The following is a 22,999-nucleotide window of genomic DNA, read 5'->3' on the forward strand; positions in this document are numbered from 1 at the left end:
TGCAGCGGCGATGCCAGAATTTTCCTGCGATGATCCCGGGTGGCGCGCGATGCGGTGGGGCTTAGGGGTTTTGCTACAGTGTTGAGGGGCTTTGCCCCTCAAACTCCCCAGCAGGAAACTTGTTTCCTGCACCTTCATTCGTGGGCGTCATCGCGCCTGGCGATGGGGGGCGGCGGCTAACTTGCACCCGCCGCGGCGAGACGGCCGATGAACAGGATCGGGCCGGTCGGCCGTCCGGTGGGCGAGCCGCCCGGCGGTTCCAGGGTGATCTCGATCAGCATGCCAGGCTCGGGCCGCACGCCCTGGGGTGTCACGCTGAAGCGCCCGCTTGCGGGAACAAGCCCCAACGAGGTCGGCGCCGTCGCCCCCTGCGGCAGCGCCCAGAGCTGCATGACGCGCCCCGGCTCCACCCCGCGCGGATTGAGCGCGGCCAGGCGAATCTGCCCACTCGCCGCCTCGACCAGGAAGGCGGGCTGATCGGTGCTGGTCAGCAGCACGGTCATCAGCGGCGGCTGCACCGGCGGGCGCAGCACCAGGAAGGCCGCCAGCCCGGCGGCCACGGCGCTGGCACCCAGGCCGAAGGCCGGCCAGGGGAAACGCCAACCACGCCGCACCGGCGCAGCCCCGCCCAGCGTGGCCTCGATCCGCGCCCAGAGCGCGGGCGGCGGGGCTTCGGGCGTGGCGAGGGTGAGCAGGGGCGCAAGCCGTCTCTCCCAGTCACCAACCTGCGCCGCGAAACCCGGATCGGCCGCCATCATTGCGCGCGCGGCCTCGGCCTCACGCGATTCCAGCGTGCCCAGCACGTATTCCGCGGCCAGCTCGTCGCGTTCCTGCGGAGTCATGCGAGGCACTCCTTCAGGCTCATCAGGCCACGGCGAATCCAGGCCTTCACCGTCCCGAGCGGCAAGTCCAACTTCGCCGCGATCTGCGGGTGGGAGAGGCCATGCACGAAGGCCAGCACGATGCCCTGCCGGTTTTTCTCGGCCAGCCGCGCGAGGCAATCGCGCAGCCTGGCGCCATCCTCGCCGGCGGCCAGGCTGTCCAGCTGATCGGCCTCGACGGGCGTATCCCCCAGCGTGGCGTCATCGGTGGGTATTTCACGCCCGCGTCGCCGCGCAATATCGAGGGCCGCATGGCGGATCACCGAGCCCAGCCAGGCTTCGGCGGCACCGCGCTCAGGATCGAATTGCGCGGCACGGCGGGCGATCTTCACAAAGCCGTCATGCACCGCATCCGCCGCCGCGTCACGGTCCCGCAGGACCGCCATCGCGACCCCGAAGAGCCGCACCGATTGCAGCTTGTAGAGGGCCTGCAAGGCCGCGCGGTCATCGCGCGCGATGCGGGCCAGGAGGAGGGCTGCGTCGCTCATCGCAGCAATTGCTGCATGCGGCCGAGCAGATCGCGCAGATCCAACCCCGACTCGGCCGGGGCTGGCGTGCTGCCGGCGGGCTGGGCCCGGCGCAGGCGCTCCATCGCGGCGGCGGTGTCACTGAGGCGAAGCTCGGCGGGGGCGGTCGCGGCATTGCTGTTGCTGCCAAGGCCCGACATGCGCAGCAGCGCGCGCTCGGCCAGCGGCAATTCCTGCGCGGCGCGCGGGGCATCGGCGCTGCGCGGGGCGCAGATCAGGCTACGCCCCTCCAGGCTGCAGGGCATCTCCATCATGGCATTGCTGCCCAGCCGCAGCTGCGCGACGCCCGCCACGGCCAGCAGCCCGCGCGCCGCACTGTCGAGCGAGAGATCCCGCGCCGTCACCGCAGGCACCAGCCGCCCGCCGCGGTCGAGGATTTCAAAGGCGAGGCCGACACCCACGCTGGGCCGCTCCACCCAGTCCCGGTGGCGCAGGATGCAGGCGGTGCGGTCCGTCATCCGGTCCGTGACGCAGCCCAGCTGCCAGGGGCCGATGGCCTCGGGCGCGGGCTGCGCCAAGCCAGCGAAGGGAAACAGCAACAAGGCGATGGCAAGGAGCTTCATGGGCGTTACCCTAGCACGGGATGGAGAGACGAGCATGCGCAGCATCACCCTCGCAGATGGCACTTCCGTGGCGGCACTCGGCCAGGGCACCTGGCACATGGGGGAGCGCGCGGCCAACCGGAAGGCCGAGGTCACGGCCCTGCGCGCCGGCCTCGACCTGGGCCTGACGCTGATCGATACTGCCGAGATGTACGCCGAAGGCGGCGCCGAGGCCGTGGTGGGCGAGGCCATTGCCGGGCGGCGCGATGAGGTTTTCCTCGTCTCCAAGGTTTATCCGCACAATGCCGGCAAGCGCGCACTGGGCCAGGCCTGTGAGCGCAGCCTGAAGCGGCTCGGCATGGAATGCCTCGATCTCTATCTGCTGCATTGGCGCGGCTCCGTTCCTCTGGACGATACGGTGGAGGCGATGGAACGGATGCGGGCGGCCGGAAAAATAGCGCGCTGGGGGGTCTCCAACCTCGATGTCGAGGATCTGGAGGAACTGGGCCCGGCCCTGGCCGATTGCGCCACGGACCAGGTGCTGCTGAACTTGGAGCATCGCGGCCCGGAGCATGACCTGCTGCCCTTCTGCGCCGCACGCGGCATGCCGGTGATGGCCTATTCGCCCATCGGCCAGGGTGGATCGCTGCTGCGCCATCCGGCGCTGGCGGCCGTGGCCCGCGCGCGCGGCTGCACGCCGGCGCAGATGGCCCTGGCCTGGACGCTGTCCCGCCCCGGGGTGATCAGCATCCCCAAGGCGACCTCGCTGGCGCATCTGCGGGAGAATGCGGCGGCGCGCGACATCATCCTGACCGCCGAGGAACATGCCGCACTGGATGCGGGCTTCCCGCCGCCGCGTCGCAAGCGGCCGCTGGCGATGCTGTAGGCCGCCGCCGCCCCAACAGCCGGGGCTGCGCTTGGGCAGGGCCCACGCGACCGGGATGCCGCACCATCGGGTTGGCAAGAGGGGCAATAACAGCGCAAACTATGCCTCTCTATTGAAGCAAAGATGACCCCATGTCTGAACACCTGATCCATCGCCGCATCTGGCTTGCTGCCCTGCCCGCGCTGGGCCTGGCGGCTTGCGCCAGCGAGCCTGCGCCCGCCCCGGTGGCCGCGGCGCCGCATCAGCCGCCCGCCCCGCCGGCCGAGGCGCCGCTGGGTGCGGCCGTCGCGCGGGTGGAGATGAACAACTGGCAGTTGGGCTTCATCGGCCAGGTGGCCTGGGGGGCCGGGAGCATCACCTATCAGGGGCGCACCCATCGCTTCCGCGTGCGCGGCCTGGGGGCCGGCGGCGTGGGCATGGCCCGCATCCGCGCCACCGGGCGGGTCTACAACATGACCAGTCTGGACCAGTTCCCCGGCCTCTATGGTCAGGCGCGCGCAGGTCTGGTGGCGCCCGGGGCGCAGCTTCGCGGCGGCATCTGGATGCAGAACACCTCGGGCGTGCGGCTCAATCTGCAGCCCAATCGCACCGGCCTCGCCGCCCAGGTGGGGGCTGACGGCATCCTGATCGAGATGATCTGAACCGGCGGCGGGTGGGCCTATTCCACCCGCAGCTGCGCCTTCTGCACAACCTCCCCCCATTTGCGGATTTCACTGGCGAGGAAACCCTCAAATGCCGCGGGCGAGGTGCCGCCATCCGGCGTCAGCCCCGGCCCTTCGGCGCCGAATTCGGTCAGCCGGGCGCGGAAGGCCGGGTCGCGGGTGATCAGGTCAATCTCCGCGCCCAGGCGTTCGATGATGGCGCGCGGCACCCGTGCGGAGCTTTGCACGCCGAACCAGGCCGTGGCCTCGAAGCCCGGGATGGTATCGGCGATGACCGGCACATCGGGCACCACCTGCCCGCGCTGGGCGCCGCTCATGCCCAGGGCGCGCAGGCGGTTGTCGCGGATGAAGGGCAACGCGGAAGGGATGTTGTCCATGCCGCAATCCACCCGCTCGGCCATCAGTTCGGTCAACATCGGGCCTGAGCCGCGGAACGGCACATGCACGAATCGGATGCCGGTGAGCTGGCCGAGCAACTCCATGCAGACATGCGGCGAACTGCCGATGCCGGCCGTGCCGTAGGTGATCTCGCCCTGCCGCATGCGCGCGAAATCCAGGAATTGCGCCATGCTCCGCACCGGCAGGCGGTTGGCCACCATGAGCACATTGGGCATGCGCGTGACCAGGCCGATCGCCGCCATCTCCTCTGGGCGCCAGGGCATGCGCGGACCATAGACCGCATAGTTGATCGCGCCCGTGCCGATCGAGGTGAAGAAGAGCGTCAGGCCATCCGGCTCGGCGCGGACCACGAATTCACCCGCGATGTTGCCGCCGGCGCCGGGACGATTCTCGACGATGACCGGCTGACCCAGCTTCGGGCCCAGCCGCTCGGCCACCATGCGGCCGACGAGATCCGTCGTGCCGCCTGGCGGGAAGGGAATGACGAGGCGCAGCGGCCTGGCCGGTGCCCAAGGCTGGGCCCCTGCCGGCTGGGCCGCCAGGGCTGGCGTCAGCAGTGGTGCGGCAAGAAGCGCGCGGCGCGAGACGCCGCTCACCCTTCCACCGAGGCGCCGGAGCGGCGCACCGCCTCGCTCCATTTCAGGACCTCGGCCCGCATGAAGGCGTCGAAGGTCTCGGGCGTGCTGCCGCCGCCGGGCACGAGATCGGCGCGCATGCCGCCCAGCTCATCGAAGCGGCGCCACATGGCGGGCTCCGCCAGGATGGCCTCCACCTCGGCATTGATGCGCTGGATGGCCGCACGCGGCATGCGGGCGGGGCCGGCCAGGCCGAACCACGCGGTCGCTTCCACCGCGGGGAAACCCGCCTCGGCCGTCGTCGGCACATCGGGCAGGGAGGGGCTGCGCGTCGCGGTGGTGACCGCCAGCGGCCGCAGGCGCCCTTCGCGCAGATGGCCGATCACACTGGGCAGGTTGTCCACCCCCACCTCGATGCGGCCGGCGATGATCTCCTGCAACATGGGGCCCGAGCCGCGGAAGGGAACATGCGTGAGATCAATGCCGGCGGCGAGCTTCAGCAATTCGCCGGTCATGTGCAGCGAGGTGCCCACCCCGCTGCTGCCGATATTCATGCGCCCCGGATTGGCGCGGGCCAGCGCCACCAGCTCGGCCAGGGTATTGGCCCGCACAGACGGATTCACATAGATCGCGTTGGGAACGCGCACCACCAGGCTGATCGCGGCGAAATCCTCGGGCTTGTAGGGCATCCGCGCGCCGTAGAGCTGGTAGTTGATGGCGCCGGCGCTCACCGTCTGCATCAGAATAGTGTGGCCGTCCGGTTCGGCCTTGGCGACGACGTCGGCACCGACATTGCCGCCGGCGCCGGGACGATTCTCGATCAGAACCGGCTGACCCAGGCGCTGCGACAGCGGCTCGACCAGGAGGCGCGCCGCGATATCCGTGGTGCCGGCCGGAGTGAAGCCGACGATGAGGCGGATGGGGCGGGTCGGCGCCCAGGCCTGGGCCCGGGCGATGCCGGTGAGGGCTGGAGTCGCCAGGCTGGCGGCCAGAAGGGCGCGACGTTTCATGCGCATTGGACATTCTCCCAGGATGTATCTTTGTTCATCAGTCTGGCCCGCGCATCGTTCTGCTTCAAGAGGCGCACTTGCGCGCATCCGCCCGGTTGCTAAGGCGTTATGCACAAGCCCTTCAGGATCAATGCCGATGGACTTCCTCCGCCTCTACATCCGCGTGCTGGCTTTGCTGAAGCCCGACAAGCAGATCGCCTTCGGCCTCACCGCCGCGGCGATAGCCCTGGCCGGCCTCCAGTTCCTGGAGCCCGTGCTGTTCGGCCGGGTGATTGACCTGCTCTCCCGCTCCGAGCGGATGACCGAGAGCAATGTCTGGAGCGAGGCCTTCGTCCTGCTGGGCATCTGGGCCGCGGTGGGCCTCTCGGCGATCGGCGCCAATGTCGCCGTCTCCCTGCTGGCGGACCGCATGGCGCATCGCAACCGGCTGACGATGATGTCCAGATATTTCCAGCACGTCCTGGCCCTGCCGCTGGAGTTCCACGGCGATGTGCAATCCGGCCGGCTGATGAAGGTCATGCTGATGGGGTGCGACAACCTCTTTGGCCTGTGGCTGGCCTTTTTCCGTGAGCACCTGATCACCTTCATCGGCGCGCTGGTGCTGCTGCCGCTGACCATGATGCTGAACTGGCATCTGGGCCTGCTGTTGATCGGCCTCGTCGTCATCTTCACCATCCTCACCACGCTGGTCATCCGCAAGACCCAGGTGGCGCAGATGCGCGTCGAGCAATTCCACACCCAATTGGCGGGCTCGGCGCAGGATGCGCTGTCCAATGTCGTGGTCGTGCAATCCTTCACCCGGCTGAACAGCGAGGCGAAGATGTTCGGCGACATCATGCGCCAGGTGCTGGACAACCAGTTCCCCGTGCTGAACTGGTGGGCGCTGGTGCATGTGCTGACCCGGGCGGCCAGCACCATCACCGTCATTCTCATCTTCATGATGGGCACGCTGCTGCATCTGCGCGGCGAGGCCACGGTGGGTGACATCGTCAGCTTCATGGGCTTTGCGACGCTGCTGGTGGCCCGGCTGGAGGGTGCGGTCGGCTTTGTCTCGCACATGCTGTTCCAGGCTCCGGCGCTGAAGCAGTTCTTTGACGTGCTGGACACCGTCAGCACCGTGCCGGAGCGGCCGGCCGCCAAGGAGATGGGCCGCGCCGAAGGCCATGTGCGCTTCGAGGGCGTGGGCTTCGCCTACCCCACCAGCGGGCGCATCCTGAACGGCATCGATCTGAGCTCCCATCCCGGCCAGACGATTGCGCTGGTCGGCACCACGGGGGCGGGCAAGACGACCTCGATGCAATTGCTGCAGCGCCTCTGGGACCCCACGGATGGGCGCATCACGCTGGATGGCGTGGATCTGCGCGACATCAGCCTGGAATCGCTGCGCCGCAACATCGGCGTGGTCTTCCAGGAGAGCATGCTGTTCAATCGCAGCATCCGCGACAACCTTCTGGTCGGCCGGGCCGATGCGACGCAGGAGCAGATCGAGCGCGCCTGCCGCATGGCCGAGGCGCATGACTTCATCACGCGCCAGCCGCATGGCTATGACACGATGGTGGGGGAGCGCGGCGCCTCGCTCTCGGGCGGGCAGCGGCAACGCCTGGCCATTGCCCGCGCCCTGCTGAAGGACCCGCCGGTGCTGATCCTCGACGAGGCGACCAGCGCACTGGATTCGGCGACGGAGGCCAAGGTGGCCAAGGCGCTGCGCGCCTTGATGGCCGGGCGCACCACCTTCATCATCGCGCATCGGCTTTCCACGGTGCGCGATGCGGATGAGATCCTGGTCTTCGAACAGGGCCGCATCGTCGAGCGGGGGAATTTCCAATCCCTCCTGGCCGAAGGCGGCCGCTTCGCCGATTTGGTGCGGACGCAATTGACCGGCAGCGCGGATTAGACATCGGGGCCACGCAAAAGCTGGCCGGAACCCCGCCAGAATACGGCGGCGGGTACCGGCTGACTGATATTGCACCGCACAGCGGTGCCGCATCGCAGCAAGGGATTTCGTTGCAACCGGCGCGCGCAAAGGCGCAGCCTCCCCCGCAAGGGACAGGGAGAAGCGCCATGGTGATTTCCAATATCCTGCGCAGCAAAGGCAGCCAGGTGATGTCCGTACGCACCGCCGATTGCGTGGCTTCCATCACCCGGACCCTGGCGCAGCATCGCATCGGCGCGGTTCTGGTGGTGGAGCAGGATGGCACCGTGCTCGGCATCGTCAGCGAGCGCGATATCGTCCGCGCCATGGCCGGCCTGGGTGAGGCGGTGATGCGCATGACGGCCGGCCAGCTGATGACGCGCGTCCTGCATACGGTGACGCCGCGCAGCAGCGTGCAGGAGGCGCTGCAACTCATGACGGACCGCCGCGTCCGCCACCTTCCCGTGCTGGAGGCGGATGGGACGCTGGCCGGCATGGTCTCCATCGGGGATCTCGTGAAGGCCCGCATCGCCGAGGCCGAGCAGGAAGCCGAGGAGCTGAAGCACTACGTGGCCACCGCCGGATGAGCCGGGCTTGACCTGACGCAAGGCGCCCCGCGCGGCGCCATGCTCCGATGCGCCAGCCGCATCGGAGACAAGCGCCATGAACCATCGCCACCGCAAGGTCCTGCACGGGCTGTTTGCCCATCCGCTGAACCACAACCTCGATCCGAAGGCGGTGGAACACCTGCTGACGGAATTGGGAGCCGAGCTGCACCCGGCCGGCAGCGGCGCCGTGCGCGTCACGCTGAAGGGCGCGCAGGACAGCGTCCATCTGGGCGAACATTCCCTGGCAGGGGACCAGGTGATGCGCCTGCGCAAGCTGATCACCGCCGCGGGCGTGGAGCCGGAGCGGGATTATCCGCTCTGAGGCGGCGGCTTCGCCCAAAGGGCGGGCCCGGACTGCCCGCCCCGCGTGCAATCGCGGGCCAATGGCCGACAGCCATGAAATCCCGGGCTTGCGCCCGGTGCGAAGCTCGGCCGATGATCCGCGCGCAATGACATCCCTTCGGGAGAGGCCCAGCCCATGAACATCACTCGCCGCAACCTGCTCGCCGCTGGCGCCGCCGCCCCGCTGCTGCCGGGCCTCGCGCCCTCCACAGCCTGGGCCCAGGCCCGCTGGCAGATGGCGACCCCCTATCCGGATGGCAACTTCCACACCCGCAACAACCGCGCCTTCATCGAGGCGCTCCAGACCGCCACCAGCGGCCGGGTGCAGGTGCAGATGCACAGCAACGCCTCGCTCCTGCCGATGGCGCAGATCAAGCGCGGCGTGCAGCAGGGCCAGGTGCAGCTCGGCGAGATCCTGCTGAGCGCCTATGGCAATGAAGACCCGTTCTTCGAGATTGACGGCGTGCCCATGCTGGCGCCGACCATCGCTCAGGCCCGCCGGCTGAATGATCTGACGCGCCCCTATATCGAGACGCGCTTCCAGCGGCAGGGGCTTTCGCTGCTCTATTCCGTCGCCTGGCCGAATTCGGGCTTCTACACCAATACGCCGGTGGACACGCTGGAAGCCTTGCGCGGCAGCCGCTTCCGCACCTTCAGCGTGATGACCAACCGCTTCGCCACGCTGATTGGCGCCAACCCCGCGCTGATCCAGGCGGCGGAAGTGCCGCAGGCCTTCGCCACCGGCGTGGTGAACGCCATGGTGACCAGTGCCGCGACCGGCGTGGACAGCAGCGCCTGGGATTTCAGCCGCATCTACACGCCCGTCGGCTTCACCCACACGCGCAACGCGGTCTTCATCAACCGCCGCGCGCTGGAAGCCCTCACCCCCGCCGACCAGGCGGCGATCCGCACCGCCGCCGCGGCGGCCGAAGCCAGTGGCTGGCGCCTCGCTGAGGAAGCCATCGCCCTGAATGAAGCGACGCTGGCCCAGCGCGGCATGACGGTCGCCACGCCCAGCCCCGCCTTGCTGGAAGCGCTCGGGCGGGTCGGTGAGGAGATGACGCGCGAATGGATCACCCGCGCGGGTGAGGATGGCGCCCGCGTCATCGCCGCCTATCGCGGCTGAGGCGGGTGCAGCGCCAGCCCAAGCGCTGCCCATCTCTCCACGCCGGCTGCGCAACACGCGTGCATAGCCGGCACCATGCGGCCTCGGCGCGCGGTGGCCGGCCTTGCGCCATGCCCGTGGCCGGGCGGACACTGCGACCCGCATGACATTGCGCCGGGAGGCTCCTCGCCCATGATCCTGACACGCCGCACCCTGTTCCTGGCCGGCATGGCTGCCCCCGCCCTGGTCCGTCCTGCCCGCGCCCAGGCGCGCTGGCAGATGACGACCGCCTTCCCGGACAGCAACTTCCACACCCGCAACAACCGCCTCTTCATCGAGGAGGTGCAGGCCGCCACCCAGGGCCGGGTGCAGATCCAGCTGCACCCCAATGGCTCGCTCCTGCCCATGCCGCAGATCAAGCGCGGCGTGCAGCAGGGCCAGGCGCAGATCGGCGAGATCCTGCTCAGCGCCTATGGCAATGAGGATCCCTTCTTTGAGATTGACGGCATCCCGCAGCTCGCTGGCACGCTGGCGCAGGGCCGCCGCCTGAACGAATTGTCCCGCCCCTATATCGAGGCGCGCTTCCAGCGGCAGGGGCTTTCGCTGCTGCATGTGGTCGCCTGGCCCAATGCCGGGTTCTTCTCCAACGCGACGATCGACACGATCGAGGCGCTGCGCGGCACGCGCTTCCGCACCTTCAGCGCCATGACCAACCGCTTCGCCACACTGGTCGGCGCCAATCCGACGCTGATCCAGGCGGCGGAAGTGCCGCAGGCCTTCGCAACCGGCGTGGTGAACGCCATGGTGACCAGCGCTTCCACCGGCGTGGACAGCGCCGCCTGGGATTTCACGCGGGTCTATACGCCGGTCGGCTTCACCCGTTCGCGCAATGCGGTCTTCATCAATCGCCGCGCGCTGGAAGCCCTCACCCCTGCCGACCAGGCCGTGATCCGCGCCGCCGCCGCGACGGCCGAGACCCGCGGCTGGCAGATGGCGGAGGATTCGATCGTCGCCAATGAAGCCACCCTGGCGCAGCGCGGCATGAATGTCGCGCGCCCAACCCCCGCCCTGCTGGAGGGGCTGGAGCGCGTCAGCCAGGAACTGACCCGCGAATGGATCACCCGGGCGGGCGAGGATGGCGCACGCGTCATCGCCGCCTATAGGGGTTGAGCCCCGTGGGAGGAAGCCTTCTGCGCCGCGCCCTGGATGGGCTTTACCTGCTCAGTGCCGGCGTGGCCGGGCTCTCCCTCTTCGGCATCTTCATCGTGATGATGGCGCAGGTCTTCCTGCGCCAATGGAACATCCAGGTGCCGGGGGCCGATGACTTCACGGCCTATCTTTGCGTCTCCACCACCTTCTTCGCCCTGGCCTATACCTTCAAGCGGGGTGAGCTGATCCGCGTCGGCCTGTTCATTGACAAGGCCGGGCCGGCACTGCGCCGCTGGATCGAGGTGGCGGTGCTTGTGGTCGCCGCCATTCTGGTGGCCTACATCGTGAACTGGACCTTCCTGGATGCGATGTTTTCGCTGGAGATCGAGGAGGTGGCGCAGGGCAGCGTGCCCTTCCTGCTCTGGATTCCCAAGCTCGCCATCCCCGGTGGGGCGGGCATCCTGCTGATCGCCATCCTGGATGAGCTCGTCACCGTGCTGCGCGGTGCAAAGCCGAGCTATGTCCTCGCCGCGGAAGAACGCGCGGCGCGCGGCGATTTCTCGGCGGAGGTCTAGAGCATGTTCCGTTCGCAAGGACTCACTTCACAAGCGCTGGCCTATTGCTTTTCGAGCATCTCTATCCGGCCAAACGATTCGGTTTGGACGGATGATGCTCCAGCCGCGTGCCAAGCATGACCAGGCCCTCGGGACGCCGGCCAGGGGGCCCTGCCCCTTCGCGCCCCCCCACCAGGAAGCCGGGTTTCCTGGACCTTCCTCATTTGCGGGCGAGCTAGACCATGGAGCTTCTTCAATTCGCTCTGCTGCTGCTGGTCATGCTGTGCCTGCTGCTGGGCAGCGGGCTCTGGATCGCGCTGGCCCTGGCTGGCACCGGCTATGTGGCCATGTCGCTGGTGAACCCCTCGCCGGGGCTGTTCCTCGCCTCGGCCTATTGGGAGAGCACCGGCTCCTGGACGTTGGCGGCCTTGCCCATGTTCATCTGGATGGGCGAAATCCTGTTCCGCACGAAGCTTTCTGAGGAGTTGTTCAACGGCCTCGCCCCCTGGGTGCGGCGCGTGCCTGGCCGCCTCTTGCATGTGAACATTCTGGCCTGCGGCATTTTCGGCAGCGTCAGCGGCTCCTCGGCGGCGACTTGCGCCACGGTCAGCAAGATCGCCCTGCCGGAGCTCAAGCGCCGCGGCTATGATGAGGGGGTGGCCATCGGCAGCCTGGCCACGGCCGGAACGCTGGGCATCCTCATCCCGCCTTCGATCATCATGGTGGTCTATGCCGTCGCGGCCGAGGTTTCGATCGTGCGCGTCTTCATCGCGGGGATGATCCCGGGCGGCATCGTGATGGGGCTGTTCAGCCTCTACATCATCGTCTGGGCCATACTGAATCCCGGCAAGCAACCCGCCGCCGAGCCCCGGCTGAGCTTTGGCGAGAAGCTGCGGCAATCCGCGCAGCTCATCCCCTGCGCGCTGCTCATCATCGGCGTCATCGGCACCATGTTCGTGGGCTGGGCGACAGCGACCGAAGCCGCCGCCTTCGGCGTGTTCGGCAGCCTGTTCCTGGCCGCCGTCACCCGCTGCCTGACCTGGCGGAGCTTCATTGACAGCCTGGCCGGCGCCACCCGGCTCTCCTGCATGATCATGTTCATCCTCGCCGGCGCCGCCTTCCTGACGAAAGCCATGGCACTGACCGGCATTCCCGCGGCACTGGCGGCCGCCGTCGCCGCGGCCGAGCTGGGGCCCTATGCCATCATCGCCATCCTGACCGTGGTCTACCTGATCCTGGGCACCGCGCTGGATGGCGTCTCGATGATCGTGCTCACCACCTCGGTCGTCGTGCCGATGGTGCAGCATGCGGGGTTTGATCTCGTGTGGTTCGGCATCTTCATCATCCTGCTGGTCGAGATCGCGGAGATTTCACCACCGCTCGGATTCAATCTCTTTGTCATGCAGACAATGACGGGCAAAGAACAGACGGAGGTCGCCTGGGCCTCGCTGCCCTTCTTCGCGATGCTGGTGCTGACGGTGGTGCTGATCACCATCTTCCCGGCGATCGTGACCTGGCTGCCGGATTACCTGTTGCGGCAATAGGCGCGCGCGGGAGGGGCGTGAAGCTGCCCCTCACCCGATGGCGTAGCGCAGCCGGACCACGCCATTGGGCCAGGTCTGGGTGTCCAGCAGGCTGAGCTTCTGCGCGGGCGGATGGCCGCCGGCAAACAGGGGAATGCCCCGCCCCAGCAGCACCGGCATGGTGAACAGGTCCAGCTCCGTAACGGCACCCTCCGCCAGCAGCCCGGCGATCAGCTTGCCGCCACCCACCACCCAGACGCGCTCTTTCAGCTGCGCCAGATGCGTGGCGAGGGACGCGGCATCGCCCTTCCAGGCGGCCACCCCCTCGGGCGGATTGGCGATGCCACTGCGGCTGAGTACCAGGCAGGGCTTGCCCGCATAGGGCCAGGCCCCGAAGGCGAGGACCTGGTCATAGGTCGCACGCCCCATGACCAGCGTGCCAATCCCGGCGAAGAACTCGGCATAGCCGTAATCCGTCGCCTGGAAGGCTTCGAGCCAGGCGACGGAGCCATCCGCCGTCGCGATGAAGCCATCCAGGCTGGCCGCGATATAGGCGACGCAGCCCGGCATGCCGCTCAATCCTGCCACTTCACCGTGAGGAAGGGAGCGGGCACCAGCAGCTTGCTCTCCTGGCTGGCGATGAAGGGCCGCACCTTGCCGAGGTAGTCGAGCCAGGCCTGGCTGGCAAAGAGCTTGGTGCGGCGCTCGGCGCGCTCGGCCAGGGTCTCATAGGCCCACATGTGGATCACCTGGTTCAGCGGGCCGAATTCGGTGGAGTAATAGCCGACGAGCCGCCCCAGGATGGGCTTCTGAATGGCCAGCCCCTCGGCCGCATAGGCCTTGATGTAATCCCCGATCTTGCCGGGGTGCATGGTGTAGATGCGTTCTTCGACGAACATGTTGTTTCCTCACGGGCCGTCATGGCGGCGCGCCGCAGAAATGCCGCGCGGGTTGGCAATGCGGGTGCGGCGCGCTGGCGGCCATGTGGCCGGCCTGGCGAATATACCGCCCCCACCGCAGCGTCGCGCGGGCCAGGGCCGGTGTCCAGCCGGTGAGGCCTACTTCGTCACGAAGGCCTTCTCGACCGCGTAGCTGCCGGGCGCATTATTGGTGCCCTCGATGAAGCCGCGGGCCTCCAGCAGCGCCTTGCAATCCGCGTTCATCGCCTCGCTGCCGCAGATCATCACGCGGTCGAATGCGGGGTCGAGCCGCGCCACGCCGGCCTGTTCCTCGGCTGCCCCGGTCTCGAGGCGGGTGGTGATGCGGCCCTGCACGGGAAACGCCTCACGCGTCACGGCCGGCAGATAGATCAGCTTCTCGCGCACCATCTCGCCGAGGAGTTCATGCTCCCGCAGGGCGCCCGTGATGTAGTCGCGATAGGCGAGTTCATCGGCCGTCCGCACCGTATGCGCGACGATCACCCGCTCATAGCGGTCATACACCTCGGGGTCGCGCATCAGGGACATGAAGGGCGCGAGGCCCGTCCCGGTCGCGAGGAACCAGAGATTGCGGCCGGGCAGCAGGTTGTCGGGGATCAGCGTGCCGACGGGCTTCTTGCCGATCAGCACGCGCTCTCCCACCTGGATGTGCTGCAGGCGTGAGGTCAGGGGGCCATTGGGCACCTTGATGGAGAGGAACTCCAGGTGATCCTCCCAGGCCGGGCTGACCATCGAATAGGCGCGGGTCAGCGGCTTGCCGCCGACCATCAGCCCGATCATGGCGAATTGGCCCGAGGTGAAGCGCCAGCTTGGCTCCCGCGTGCATTTGAAGCTGAAGAGGCTGTCGGTCCAATGATGCACCCAGGTGACTTCCTCGGCGAAGAAACCCGGCGGCGCGGTGATGATGGGTTGGGTGTCGCTGTCCATGCCGCGTTTTGCGACCCGTGACAGGATGGCGCAAGCAGGGAATGATGCGCCATGGTTGATTTTATCCCCCCGCACGACCCCGAAACCGATCCGCCCGTCGGCCCGCGCGTGGACGCGGCTCCGCGCCCGCTGCCGGCCCGCATTCCCCATAAGGGCCGCAGCGTGGATCTGGAGGTGCTGCATCCACGCCACCTGCCCGATCTCTGGCAGGCCGCCCAGAGCGACCAGAGCGAGGCGAGCTGGGCCTATCTCGCCTATGGCCCCTTCGCCACCGAGGCGGCACTCGGCCAGTTCATCGGCGGGTTTTCCACGACGCATGATCCGATCGCCTGGGCCATCCGCCCGCATCGCAGCGGCACGGTGGATGGCTGGCTGACGCTGATGGAAATCCAGCCGGCCAACGCGCATATCGAGATCGGCCATATCTGGTTCTCGCCCCGCATGCAGCGCACGCGGGCAGCCACCGAGGCCATGTTCCTGGTGATGCGCCACGCCATGGAGGATCTCGGCTATCGCCGGCTCACCTGGAAATGCAACGCGCTCAACGCCCCCTCGCGCCGCGCCGCCGCGCGCCTCGGCTTCACCTATGAAGGCACCTTGCGCAATGTGATGACGGTGAAGGGCCGCCGGCGGGATACCGCCTGGTTCTCCATCCTGGCCGAAGAATGGCCGGCGCGCTCGGCCGCCATCCAGGCCTGGCTGGACGATGCCAATTGGGACCAGGCCGGCCGGCCCAAGGCCTCCCTCATGACGCGCGAATAAACTGGCGGAAAGACGGCGACAGGTGTAGATTGCGTTATCGCAATGGAACCGGGAGACGGAACATGACTGGCATGGATTCAGGGGATGTCTTCGCCTGGGCTTTGATCGCGGCGGGTGCCGCCTGGGCGCTCACCGCACGGCGCCTTCCCATGGGGGCCGCGCTGGCCGCTGCCGCCCTGGCCGCGATGGTAACCAAGGGCGCCTTGTTCGGGCTGGTTTGACACAGCCGCAATAAATCCGTCTCGGGCCTGTCACGCGTGGCTGATAGGCGGCTGCCTCCACTCCGGAGAGACAGCCCATGCGCCGCCTACTGCTTGCCACCGCCGCCGCCATCAGCCTGGCGTTGCCCGCCGCGGCCGATTCCCGCTTCGAAGCGCGCCTCGCCGGGCATGCCATCCTGCCGGCCGCGACCTTCGTCGCCCCGCCGGCGGATGCGCCTGAATATTTCCGCCTCTCCGGCCGCTTCACCGGCCCGGGCAATCTCCGCAATGAGCAGCCGGGCAGCATCCCGGGCGTGAGCCTGCCGGGCTATGGCCCGCGCCCCACCGGCCTCGCCATGCCTTTTCCCGGCCAGCCGCTCCAGGGCTTCTCCGGCATCAAGCCGGTCGGTGATGGAAGCTACTGGGTGACGGGTGACAATGGCTTCGGCAATCGCCGCAACAGCCCGGACGCGCTGCTGATGATCCATCGCGTGCGTCCCAACTGGCAAGGGGGCGCGGTGGCCGTCGAGAACACCATCTTCCTGGCCGACCCCAACCGCGTGGCCGGCTTCGTGATCCAGAACGAAGCCACGCCCACGCGCTACCTCACCGGCGCCGATTTCGATGTGGAGAGCATCCAGCCGCTGCCCGATGGCACGATGATGATCGGCGATGAATTCGGCCCCTACCTCCTGCATTTCGACGCCCAGGGCCGGCTGCTGCGCGTCATCGAAACCACCCTGGATGGCGAGGTGCTGCGCACGCCTGACCACCACGCCCAGGTCATCCCCGCCAACCCCACGGCCGGCGTTCCCGCCCGCGTCCGCCGCTCGGGCGGGTATGAGGGCATGGCGCTGACGCCGGATGGCCGCACCATCTGGGCGATGATGGAGCAGCCGCTCTTTGCCCCCGGAACCAACCAGCCCGAGGGGGCTTTTCTGCGCATCCTGGAATTCGACGTGGCGCGCATGGCCTGGACCGGCCGCAACCTGCGCTACCGGCTGGAACAGGGTGCGACGGCCATCGGCGATTTCAACATGATCGACGCGCGCCGCGCCCTGGTGATCGAGCGCGACAATGGCGAGGGCGACCCCGGCCGCGCCTGCGCCGCGGGCGTGGAAAGCACCCACGCCGCCCCCTGCTTCGCCATGCCCGCGCGCCTCAAGCGCATCTATCTGGTGGATCTGGGTGCGGCGGATGCCGAAGGCTTCATCCGCAAGATCGGCCATATCGACCTGATGGCCATCCAGGACCCCGAGCGCCTGGCGCGCCAACGGGGTGATCGCCCGCAGGGTGCGAGCGACACCGCCTTCAGCTTCCCCTTCTTCACCATCGAGAATGTGGCGATGGTGGATGCGGAGCACATCATCGTCGGGAATGACAACAACCTGCCCTTCTCGGCCGGCCGCCACCTGACGCGGGCCGATGACAATGAGCTGATCCTGCTGCACGTGCCGGAATTGCTGCGCGCGCGCTGACGGAAACAGCCGAGGGAGGTGGGGGGCGGGCTTGCGCGCCCCCACCACCGACTTAGCATGGCGGCATAGTTTCGAGGTGACGAACCATGCCCGCCCCTGACGATGTGAAGGCCTTCATTCCGGGCGAGCGCGTGACGCATGCGCCGCTGGGCTCCGGCGTGCTGGATGGCATGCGCTTCGCCGTGAAGGATCTGTTCGACGTCGCGGGTGCCCCCACCACCTATGGCAATCCCGATTGGGCCCGCACCCACCCCGTGGCCGCCGCCACGGCGCCCGCCATCCTCGCGCTGCTGGAGGCGGGCGGGCATCTGGTCGGCAAGACCAAGACCGTCGAACTCGCCTATGGCCTGACCGGCGAGAATGTCTGGCACGGCACGCCGATCAATCCCAACGCGCCGGATCGCTTCCCGGGTGGCTCCTCCTGCGGCTCGGCGGCCGCGGTGGGGGCGGGGCTGGTGGATTTCGCGCTCGGCTCCGACACCGGCGGCAGCGTGCGCATTCCGGCCAGCTATTGCGGCGTCTTCGGCATCCGGCCGAGCTGGGGGGCGGTCAGCCTGGCCGGCGCCTGCGGCCTTGGGCCGAGCTTCGATACCTGCGGCTGGTTCGCCCAGAGCGCCCGCATCCTCCAGGCGGTGGGGGACGTGCTGCTGCCCGAGGATGCACTGCCGAGCGTCATGCACCTCGCGCCGCTGCTGAAGCCGCAAAGTGTTTGGATCAACGCCGATCCAGCTACGGCCAATGCGCTGCTGCCGGCCTTCGAGGCGCTGGAACGCGTGGTCGGCACGGGCGAGGCAGTACGGGTCGAAGGCCCGGCCAATGTCCTGGGCGAGGCTTACGAGAATTTCCGCTGCGTCCAGGCGCAGGAGGCCTGGGCCACCCTCGGCAGTTGGGTGACGGCAACCCAGCCGGCCTTCGGCCCCGGCGTGAAGGAACGCTTCGACGCGGCACGGGACATGGACCCGGCCAAGGCCGCTGCCGGCCGGGCCTTCCGCAAGCGCTTTTCGGTGCGCATCCGCTCGCTCCTCGCGGGTGGCGGCGTGCTGGCCTTCCCCACATCGCCCTTTGCCGCCCCCTTGCTCACCGCCTCCCTGGCCGAGCAGAACGCCGTGCGGGAACGCACGATGGGCGTCACCGCGCTGTCCGGCCTGGCGGGGCTTTGCGAGGTCAGCATCCCGGCGGGCCGGGTGGATGGCGCGCCGGTGGGGCTTTCCATCGTTGCCGGCCCAGGGCGGGACCGCGCTTTGCTCGATCTCGCGCTGCGGGTCTCGAACGCATTGGGCCTCGCATGATCATCCGGGACGCCGTGGCCGCGGACCTCGCCGATATCACCGCCATCTATGCCCATCACGTGCTGACCGGCACCGGGACCTTCGAGGAGAGCCCACCCGATACCGCCGAAATCGCCGCGCGCATGGCCAAGGTGCAGGCGGCCGGCTGCGCCTGGCTGGTGGCCGAGAATGACGGCGTAATCACGGGCTATGGCTATTACGCCCAGATCCGTGATCGCAGCGCCTATCGCTTCACGGCGGAGGACAGCATCTATGTGCGCGACGATGTGCGGGGCATGGGCGTGGGCAAGGCCCTGGTGCTGGCGTTGCTCGAACACGCCACGGCGCGCGGCTTCCGGCAGATGATCGCCGTGATCGGCGATAGCGAGAATGTGGGTTCCATCGGGCTGCATTCCTCCCTCGGCTTTCGCCAGGTGGGGACGATGAAGGCGGTGGGGCTGAAATTCGGCCAATGGGTGGATGTGGTGACGATGCAACGCCCGCTGGGCGAGGGCGAGCAGAGCCTGCCGACGGGCTGATCACGGCACGCAGACAGCATAAAAATCCGCGCGGCGAGGCTCAGAGCACCCGGGGTTTACCCCGATTGCGCGGTGCCCGGCCGCTCGAACAAATGGGACTTGATCAAGGCCGGATCCTGGAAGCTGTCCGTGGACCAGACCCTCTGATGCGCCACGAAATTGGCCATGCCGACCTCTTCCAGGACCAGGCCCGCGGCTTCGGCGAGGATCGCGTCATAATTCTCCTGCAGGACGCGGTTCGTGGGGTCCAGGCCGGTGATCAGCACGAGCCCGGTCGGCGGGGCATCGAGGCAGATGATGCGCAGATCGGGCCGGTATTTCCGCAAGACCGGCAACAGCTTCCAGACATCCCCCGCCCAGCGCTTCGGGTTGCGCGTCGGCAGGTCCTTCGGGCGGCGCTGGTCCCGGCGTGACATGCCGACATCCGTTGGCAGCAGATCATGCACCAGGATGACCGATTTCGAGTGGCAATGGATTTCCGTGTTGTAGAAATCACGCAGCAGGAATTCAAACAGGTGCAACCCGTCCAGGAATGCCATGTCGAGTTCCCGGCCGAACAGATTGCGCACATTATACTGCGCGAAGAATTCATCGCTCGGCAGGCGGAACAGCAGGGAAACGGGCTTGGTGTTGATATCCTCGGCCGAGAGCATGAAGCCGGGATCAATGGCGATGCGGGGGCATTGGGCCAGGCGGAATGTTCCGCCCAGCAGGACGCCGATCTCCAGATAGGTCCTGGGCTGCAGCACGGCGTGCAGCCGCTCGATCACGGAGGCATAGGGCTCACCGGCCCATTCGGGCGCGAAATTCCGTGGATCATTCAGCGGCTGCGGCACGGATGCCGCAGCGGATCGGGCCACATCGCCTGAAGCACCCATGCATGATCTCCTTTGCCGAGAGCACGCATCGGGGTCACGCCGTGACCCCGATGCGCTCAAGCATCACATCGTCAGGCGTAGATCGGGAATTTCGCGCAGAGCGCCTGGACATCCTGCGCCACGGCCTGCTCCACGGCGCTGTTGCCCTCAGGGCTGTTCGCCTTGGACAGCCCGTCCAGGACACGGCCGATCATGCGGCCCACGTCGCGGAACTCGGCCTCGCCGAAGCCGCGCGTGGTACCGGCGGGGGTGCCGAGGCGGATGCCGCTGGTCACCATCGGCTTTTCGGGATCGAAGGGAATGGCGTTCTTGTTGCAGGTCAGGTGGGCACGGCCCAGGGCCGCTTCCGCCGCCTTGCCCGTCAGGCCCTTGGGCCGGAGGTCCACCAGCATCAGGTGGCTGTCGGTCCCGCCCGAGACGATGTTGACGCCCTGCTGCACCAGCTCATCGGCCAGGGCGCGGGCATTCACCACCACCTGCTTGGCATAGGCGCGGAAATCCGGCCGAAGCGCCTCGCCGAACGCCACGGCCTTGGCGGCGATGACATGCATGAGCGGGCCGCCCTGCAGCCCCGGGAACATGGCGGAGTTGATTTTCTTCGCGATGGCCTCGTCATTGGTCAGCACCAGGCCGCCGCGCGGGCCGCGCAGCGTCTTGTGCGTCGTCGTTGTCGTCACATGCGCGTGCTGCACCGGCGAGGGGTAGGCGCCAGCGGCCACGAGGCCCGCGTAATGCGCCATGTCCACCATGAAGATCGCGCCGATTTCATCGGCCACGGCGCGGAACCGGGCAAAATCAATCTCGCGCGAATAGGCCGAGCCGCCGGCGATGATCAGCTTGGGCCGCTGCTCGCGCGCCAGGAGCTCCATCGTCTCGTAGTCGAGCAGGCCCGTCTCCGCGTGCACACCATAGGCAATCGGGTGGAACCACTTGCCCGAGTAGTTCACCGGCGCGCCATGGGTCAGGTGCCCGCCCGCCGCCAGGTCCATCGCCAGGAAGGTGTCGCCCGGCTGGAGCAGCGCGAAGAACACCGCGATATTGGCCGAAGCACCGCTATGCGGCTGAACATTCGCGAATTTCGCGCCGAACAATTCCTTGGCGCGCTCGATGGCCAGCGTCTCGGCCACATCCACGAACTCGCAGCCGCCATAATAGCGCCGCCCCGGATAGCCCTCGGCGTATTTATTGGTCATCACCGAGCCCTGGGCTTCCAGCACGGCCCGGCTGACGATGTTTTCCGAGGCGATCAGCTCGATGCCATCCTGCTGGCGCGTCAGCTCGTGCGCGATCGCGGCGGCCAGCTCGGGGTCGGCTTCCGCGATGCCGGCCTGGAAGAAGCGGGCCGGGAGGAAGCGGGCGGTGTTCTCGTTCATGGGCGGCGGTCCTTGGGCAAGGTTTCTGACCGCCGCCATACCACATGCCCCGCCATCCGGCATACCATGCCAAGCTGACCCATGGGGGATAATGAGCCGCCGTCCTCAGCCGACGCGGCGCATCGGCGCTGGCTCCTCCACCGCATCGGCCGAGCTGCGAACAATCCGCACCAGGGAGCGTTGCAATTCCTGGACGCTGCCCTGCGCCGCCTCGGCCGCGGTCTGGACAGCGACGGCCGCGTCGCCCGAGCTGCGCGCCTCGGTCGCCACATCCACGATGCGGGCTTCGACATTGCGGACCGAGGTCGCGGCCCCGGCGACGGAGCGGGCGATGTCCTCGGTCGCCGCACTTTGCTGCTCCATGGCCTCCGCCATGGCGTTGGCGGAGCGGTCCAGCGTGCCCACGCTGGTCGCGATGCGTCCGATTACCGCCACGGCCTCCCGCGTCACCACTTCGATGGTGCCGATCTGCTGGGCGATATCGCCGGTCCGCTGCGCCGTCAGCGTGGCCAGGGCCTTCACCTCGCCGGCGACCACGGCGAAGCCCTTGCCGGCCTCACCGGCCCGCGCGGCCTCGATCGTCGCATTCAGGGCCAGGAGGTTCGTCTGACCGGCGATCTCGCCGATGAGCCGAGCCACTTCGCCGATGCGGCTGACCGCCTCCTGCAGGCCGCCGATCGTGGCCACCCCGGCCTCGACCCCGGACACCGCCTCGCGCGAGGATTCCGAGCTGGCCTGGAGCTGCCGCGTGACCGAGCGGATACTGGCCGAAAGCTGCTCGGTCGCCATCACGACGATCTGGGTCGCTTCCAGGGCCTCGGCCGCCGCTCCCGCCACGCCTTCGCTTTGCTGGGAGACGCGCGCCGCCCCCTCGCGCAGGCGGAGCGCCACGCCGGACACATCGCCCATGCTCGCATTGACCTGCCGGACGGCGTCCTGGGTTTCGCTTTCCACGCGCGCGGCCATGCTGGCCATGGCCTGGCGCTGCAGGGCGGCGCGTTCGGCGGCGGCGCGTTCCTGGGTGGCGGCCTCCTCGGCACGGGCCTGGGCGGCGCGTTCGGACAGGCCACGAATGGCCCGCGCGAGGCGGCCCACCTCGTCCTGGCGATCCGAGAGGGAGGCGGAGTCGTCAGATTTCCCTTGCGCCTCGCCCCGGCTCAACTGCTCCGCCACATCGGTGAGCCGGCCAAGCGGCCGCGCCACGCCCAGGACGAAAAGCAGGACCAGCGCCGCCGTGCCCAGCAGCACCACCAAGGCCAGGGCGATCCAGCCATTGCGGATCGCTGCCTCGGCCAGGCTGCGCGCTTCGCTCGCCATGCGGGACTGGGTGCCCACATTGCCATCCACCTGGACCACCAGCGCATCGCGCATCCCGTCCACCGTGGCGTCCACCTGGCGGCGGATGATCTCCACCGCGGCCTCGCGGCGGCCCGCCAGCAGCGCATCCCGCACAGCGACCGCGTGGCGCTCAAGCTCCGCGATGCGGGCCCGGTTGGCCTCGGCCACGGCGCGCTGCCCGGGATCGCCACGCTCGAACTGGTTGTTGCGCGTGTGGAAGTTACGAAGCTCGGCTTCGACCTCCCGCCAGAGGCTGGCCTGGGCCGTGACGTTCCCATCCTCGATCACCATGCGGTTGAGGTGGCGCGCGACCATCTGGAAATGACGCTGCGCCCGCGCGAGGGAGACGTAGCCGGGCGACCTCTCCTCGGCGATGACGCGATAGGATTCGTTCAGCCGGGCCACTTCGCCGGATTGATAGAGTGCGGAGCCCAGGGAGCCCAGGCAGATCACGCCAAGCAGGATGATGCCGCGCGCGGTGATGGAGAGGTGACGCAAAGCCTGCAATGCCGGTGGTCCTTCATGTCTCAGCGCGGCCACATCACGGCCGTGCAGAGGCATTAAAGGCGTAGGCCTGAAAAATTCCCTAACCGCTCACGCGCCGCGCAGCAGATGCAGCGAAG

The 22,999-nt window shown here is 68.3% G+C and carries 25 protein-coding genes; 14 read left to right on the plus strand and 11 right to left on the minus strand.

Annotation, left to right across the window (positions count from 1 at the left end; genetic code table 11):
* Positions 1–176: 176 nt before the first annotated feature.
* From LHU95_RS20265 to LHU95_RS20275, 3 genes are read right to left on the minus strand one after another with little or no spacing between them, the layout of a single operon-like run.
* Positions 177–842 (minus strand): anti-sigma factor, encoded by a 666-nt coding sequence (locus LHU95_RS20265; protein ID WP_248708764.1) that lies wholly within the window; start codon positions 840–842, stop codon positions 177–179.
* Positions 839–1,369, minus strand: coding sequence for a sigma-70 family RNA polymerase sigma factor (locus LHU95_RS20270; RefSeq protein WP_248708765.1), 531 nt, complete (start codon positions 1,367–1,369; stop codon positions 839–841). Before LHU95_RS20270 ends, LHU95_RS20265 begins: the two co-directional genes overlap by 4 nt.
* Positions 1,366–1,971: a hypothetical protein gene (locus LHU95_RS20275; RefSeq protein WP_248708766.1), complete on the minus strand. Its 606-nt coding sequence runs from the start codon at positions 1,969–1,971 to the stop codon at positions 1,366–1,368. The genes LHU95_RS20270 and LHU95_RS20275 overlap by 4 nt, the downstream gene beginning before the upstream one ends.
* A gap of 34 nt (positions 1,972–2,005) precedes the next feature.
* On the opposite strand from LHU95_RS20275, the gene LHU95_RS20280 reads away from it, so the two are divergent.
* Together LHU95_RS20280 and LHU95_RS20285 are read left to right on the plus strand one after the other, a co-directional pair.
* Positions 2,006–2,836 (plus strand): aldo/keto reductase, encoded by an 831-nt coding sequence (locus tag LHU95_RS20280; protein WP_248708767.1) that lies wholly within the window; start codon positions 2,006–2,008, stop codon positions 2,834–2,836.
* A 131-nt stretch (positions 2,837–2,967) separates the two neighbouring features.
* On the plus strand, positions 2,968–3,477 hold the full coding sequence (locus LHU95_RS20285; RefSeq protein WP_248708768.1) for a hypothetical protein: 510 nt from the start codon (positions 2,968–2,970) through the stop codon (positions 3,475–3,477).
* A gap of 17 nt (positions 3,478–3,494) precedes the next feature.
* Here the strand turns inward: LHU95_RS20285 and LHU95_RS20290 are convergent, their stop codons facing one another.
* Positions 3,495–4,493 (minus strand): tripartite tricarboxylate transporter substrate-binding protein, encoded by a 999-nt coding sequence (locus tag LHU95_RS20290; protein WP_248708769.1) that lies wholly within the window; start codon positions 4,491–4,493, stop codon positions 3,495–3,497.
* Complete coding sequence (locus tag LHU95_RS20295; protein WP_248708770.1) at positions 4,490–5,482, minus strand: tripartite tricarboxylate transporter substrate binding protein; 993 nt, start codon at positions 5,480–5,482, stop codon at positions 4,490–4,492. The genes LHU95_RS20290 and LHU95_RS20295 overlap by 4 nt, the downstream gene beginning before the upstream one ends.
* A gap of 136 nt (positions 5,483–5,618) precedes the next feature.
* On the opposite strand from LHU95_RS20295, the gene LHU95_RS20300 reads away from it, so the two are divergent.
* From LHU95_RS20300 to LHU95_RS20330, 7 genes are all read left to right on the plus strand, one after another.
* Entirely contained in the window at positions 5,619–7,376 is a 1,758-nt protein-coding gene (locus tag LHU95_RS20300; RefSeq protein ID WP_248708771.1) for a glucan ABC transporter ATP-binding protein/ permease, read from the plus strand.
* 167 nt (positions 7,377–7,543) lie between these two features.
* On the plus strand, positions 7,544–7,981 hold the full coding sequence (locus LHU95_RS20305; protein ID WP_248708772.1) for a CBS domain-containing protein: 438 nt from the start codon (positions 7,544–7,546) through the stop codon (positions 7,979–7,981).
* A 76-nt stretch (positions 7,982–8,057) separates the two neighbouring features.
* A complete protein-coding gene (locus LHU95_RS20310) occupies positions 8,058–8,324 on the plus strand; it encodes a hypothetical protein (RefSeq protein ID WP_248708773.1) in 267 nt (88 codons plus the stop codon).
* A 156-nt stretch (positions 8,325–8,480) separates the two neighbouring features.
* On the plus strand, positions 8,481–9,470 hold the full coding sequence (locus LHU95_RS20315) for a TRAP transporter substrate-binding protein (RefSeq protein WP_248708774.1): 990 nt from the start codon (positions 8,481–8,483) through the stop codon (positions 9,468–9,470).
* Between the two features lie 171 nt (positions 9,471–9,641).
* Positions 9,642–10,619 carry a TRAP transporter substrate-binding protein gene (locus LHU95_RS20320; protein ID WP_248708775.1) on the plus strand — a complete coding sequence of 326 codons (978 nt, stop codon included), beginning with the start codon at positions 9,642–9,644 and terminating at the stop codon, positions 10,617–10,619.
* Positions 10,620–10,624: 5 nt separating this feature from the next.
* Positions 10,625–11,173 (plus strand): TRAP transporter small permease, encoded by a 549-nt coding sequence (locus tag LHU95_RS20325; protein ID WP_248708776.1) that lies wholly within the window; start codon positions 10,625–10,627, stop codon positions 11,171–11,173.
* A 221-nt stretch (positions 11,174–11,394) separates the two neighbouring features.
* A complete protein-coding gene (locus LHU95_RS20330) occupies positions 11,395–12,696 on the plus strand; it encodes a TRAP transporter large permease subunit (RefSeq protein WP_248708777.1) in 1,302 nt (433 codons plus the stop codon).
* A 30-nt stretch (positions 12,697–12,726) separates the two neighbouring features.
* Here LHU95_RS20330 and LHU95_RS20335 read toward each other — a convergent pair whose 3' ends face one another.
* From LHU95_RS20335 to LHU95_RS20345, 3 genes are all read right to left on the minus strand, one after another.
* Complete coding sequence (locus LHU95_RS20335; RefSeq protein WP_248708778.1) at positions 12,727–13,245, minus strand: dihydrofolate reductase family protein; 519 nt, start codon at positions 13,243–13,245, stop codon at positions 12,727–12,729.
* 5 nt (positions 13,246–13,250) lie between these two features.
* Positions 13,251–13,574: an NIPSNAP family protein gene (locus LHU95_RS20340; protein ID WP_248708779.1), complete on the minus strand. Its 324-nt coding sequence runs from the start codon at positions 13,572–13,574 to the stop codon at positions 13,251–13,253.
* Positions 13,575–13,733: 159 nt separating this feature from the next.
* Positions 13,734–14,540 (minus strand): ferredoxin--NADP reductase, encoded by an 807-nt coding sequence (locus LHU95_RS20345; protein WP_248708780.1) that lies wholly within the window; start codon positions 14,538–14,540, stop codon positions 13,734–13,736.
* A gap of 51 nt (positions 14,541–14,591) precedes the next feature.
* Between LHU95_RS20345 and LHU95_RS20350 the strand changes: the two genes are divergently transcribed.
* The 5 genes from LHU95_RS20350 to LHU95_RS20370 all read left to right on the plus strand — a co-directional run bounded on the left by LHU95_RS20350 (position 14,592) and on the right by LHU95_RS20370 (position 18,787).
* The gene (locus LHU95_RS20350) at positions 14,592–15,302 is read left to right on the plus strand and encodes a GNAT family protein (protein WP_248708781.1); all 711 of its coding nucleotides are present in this window, start codon (positions 14,592–14,594) and stop codon (positions 15,300–15,302) included.
* Between the two features lie 62 nt (positions 15,303–15,364).
* Positions 15,365–15,523, plus strand: coding sequence for a hypothetical protein (locus LHU95_RS20355; RefSeq protein WP_248708782.1), 159 nt, complete (start codon positions 15,365–15,367; stop codon positions 15,521–15,523).
* A gap of 77 nt (positions 15,524–15,600) precedes the next feature.
* A complete protein-coding gene (locus LHU95_RS20360) occupies positions 15,601–16,980 on the plus strand; it encodes an esterase-like activity of phytase family protein (RefSeq protein ID WP_248708783.1) in 1,380 nt (459 codons plus the stop codon).
* A gap of 86 nt (positions 16,981–17,066) precedes the next feature.
* A complete protein-coding gene (locus LHU95_RS20365) occupies positions 17,067–18,269 on the plus strand; it encodes an amidase (protein ID WP_248708784.1) in 1,203 nt (400 codons plus the stop codon).
* Positions 18,266–18,787, plus strand: coding sequence for a GNAT family N-acetyltransferase (locus LHU95_RS20370; RefSeq protein WP_248708785.1), 522 nt, complete (start codon positions 18,266–18,268; stop codon positions 18,785–18,787). The genes LHU95_RS20365 and LHU95_RS20370 overlap by 4 nt, the downstream gene beginning before the upstream one ends.
* A gap of 56 nt (positions 18,788–18,843) precedes the next feature.
* Here the strand turns inward: LHU95_RS20370 and LHU95_RS20375 are convergent, their stop codons facing one another.
* The 3 genes from LHU95_RS20375 to LHU95_RS20385 all read right to left on the minus strand — a co-directional run bounded on the left by LHU95_RS20375 (position 18,844) and on the right by LHU95_RS20385 (position 22,883).
* A complete protein-coding gene (locus tag LHU95_RS20375) occupies positions 18,844–19,665 on the minus strand; it encodes a class I SAM-dependent methyltransferase (RefSeq protein WP_248708786.1) in 822 nt (273 codons plus the stop codon).
* Between the two features lie 71 nt (positions 19,666–19,736).
* On the minus strand, positions 19,737–21,038 hold the full coding sequence (gene glyA, locus LHU95_RS20380; RefSeq protein WP_248708787.1) for a serine hydroxymethyltransferase: 1,302 nt from the start codon (positions 21,036–21,038) through the stop codon (positions 19,737–19,739).
* Positions 21,039–21,143: 105 nt separating this feature from the next.
* Positions 21,144–22,883, minus strand: a complete 1,740-nt coding sequence (locus tag LHU95_RS20385) for a methyl-accepting chemotaxis protein (protein ID WP_248708788.1) — start codon at positions 22,881–22,883, stop codon at positions 21,144–21,146.
* Between the last annotated feature and the right edge of the window lie 116 nt (positions 22,884–22,999).

It is taken from the genome of Sediminicoccus sp. KRV36, from assembly GCF_023243115.1.
Lineage (GTDB): Bacteria > Pseudomonadota > Alphaproteobacteria > Acetobacterales > Acetobacteraceae > Roseococcus.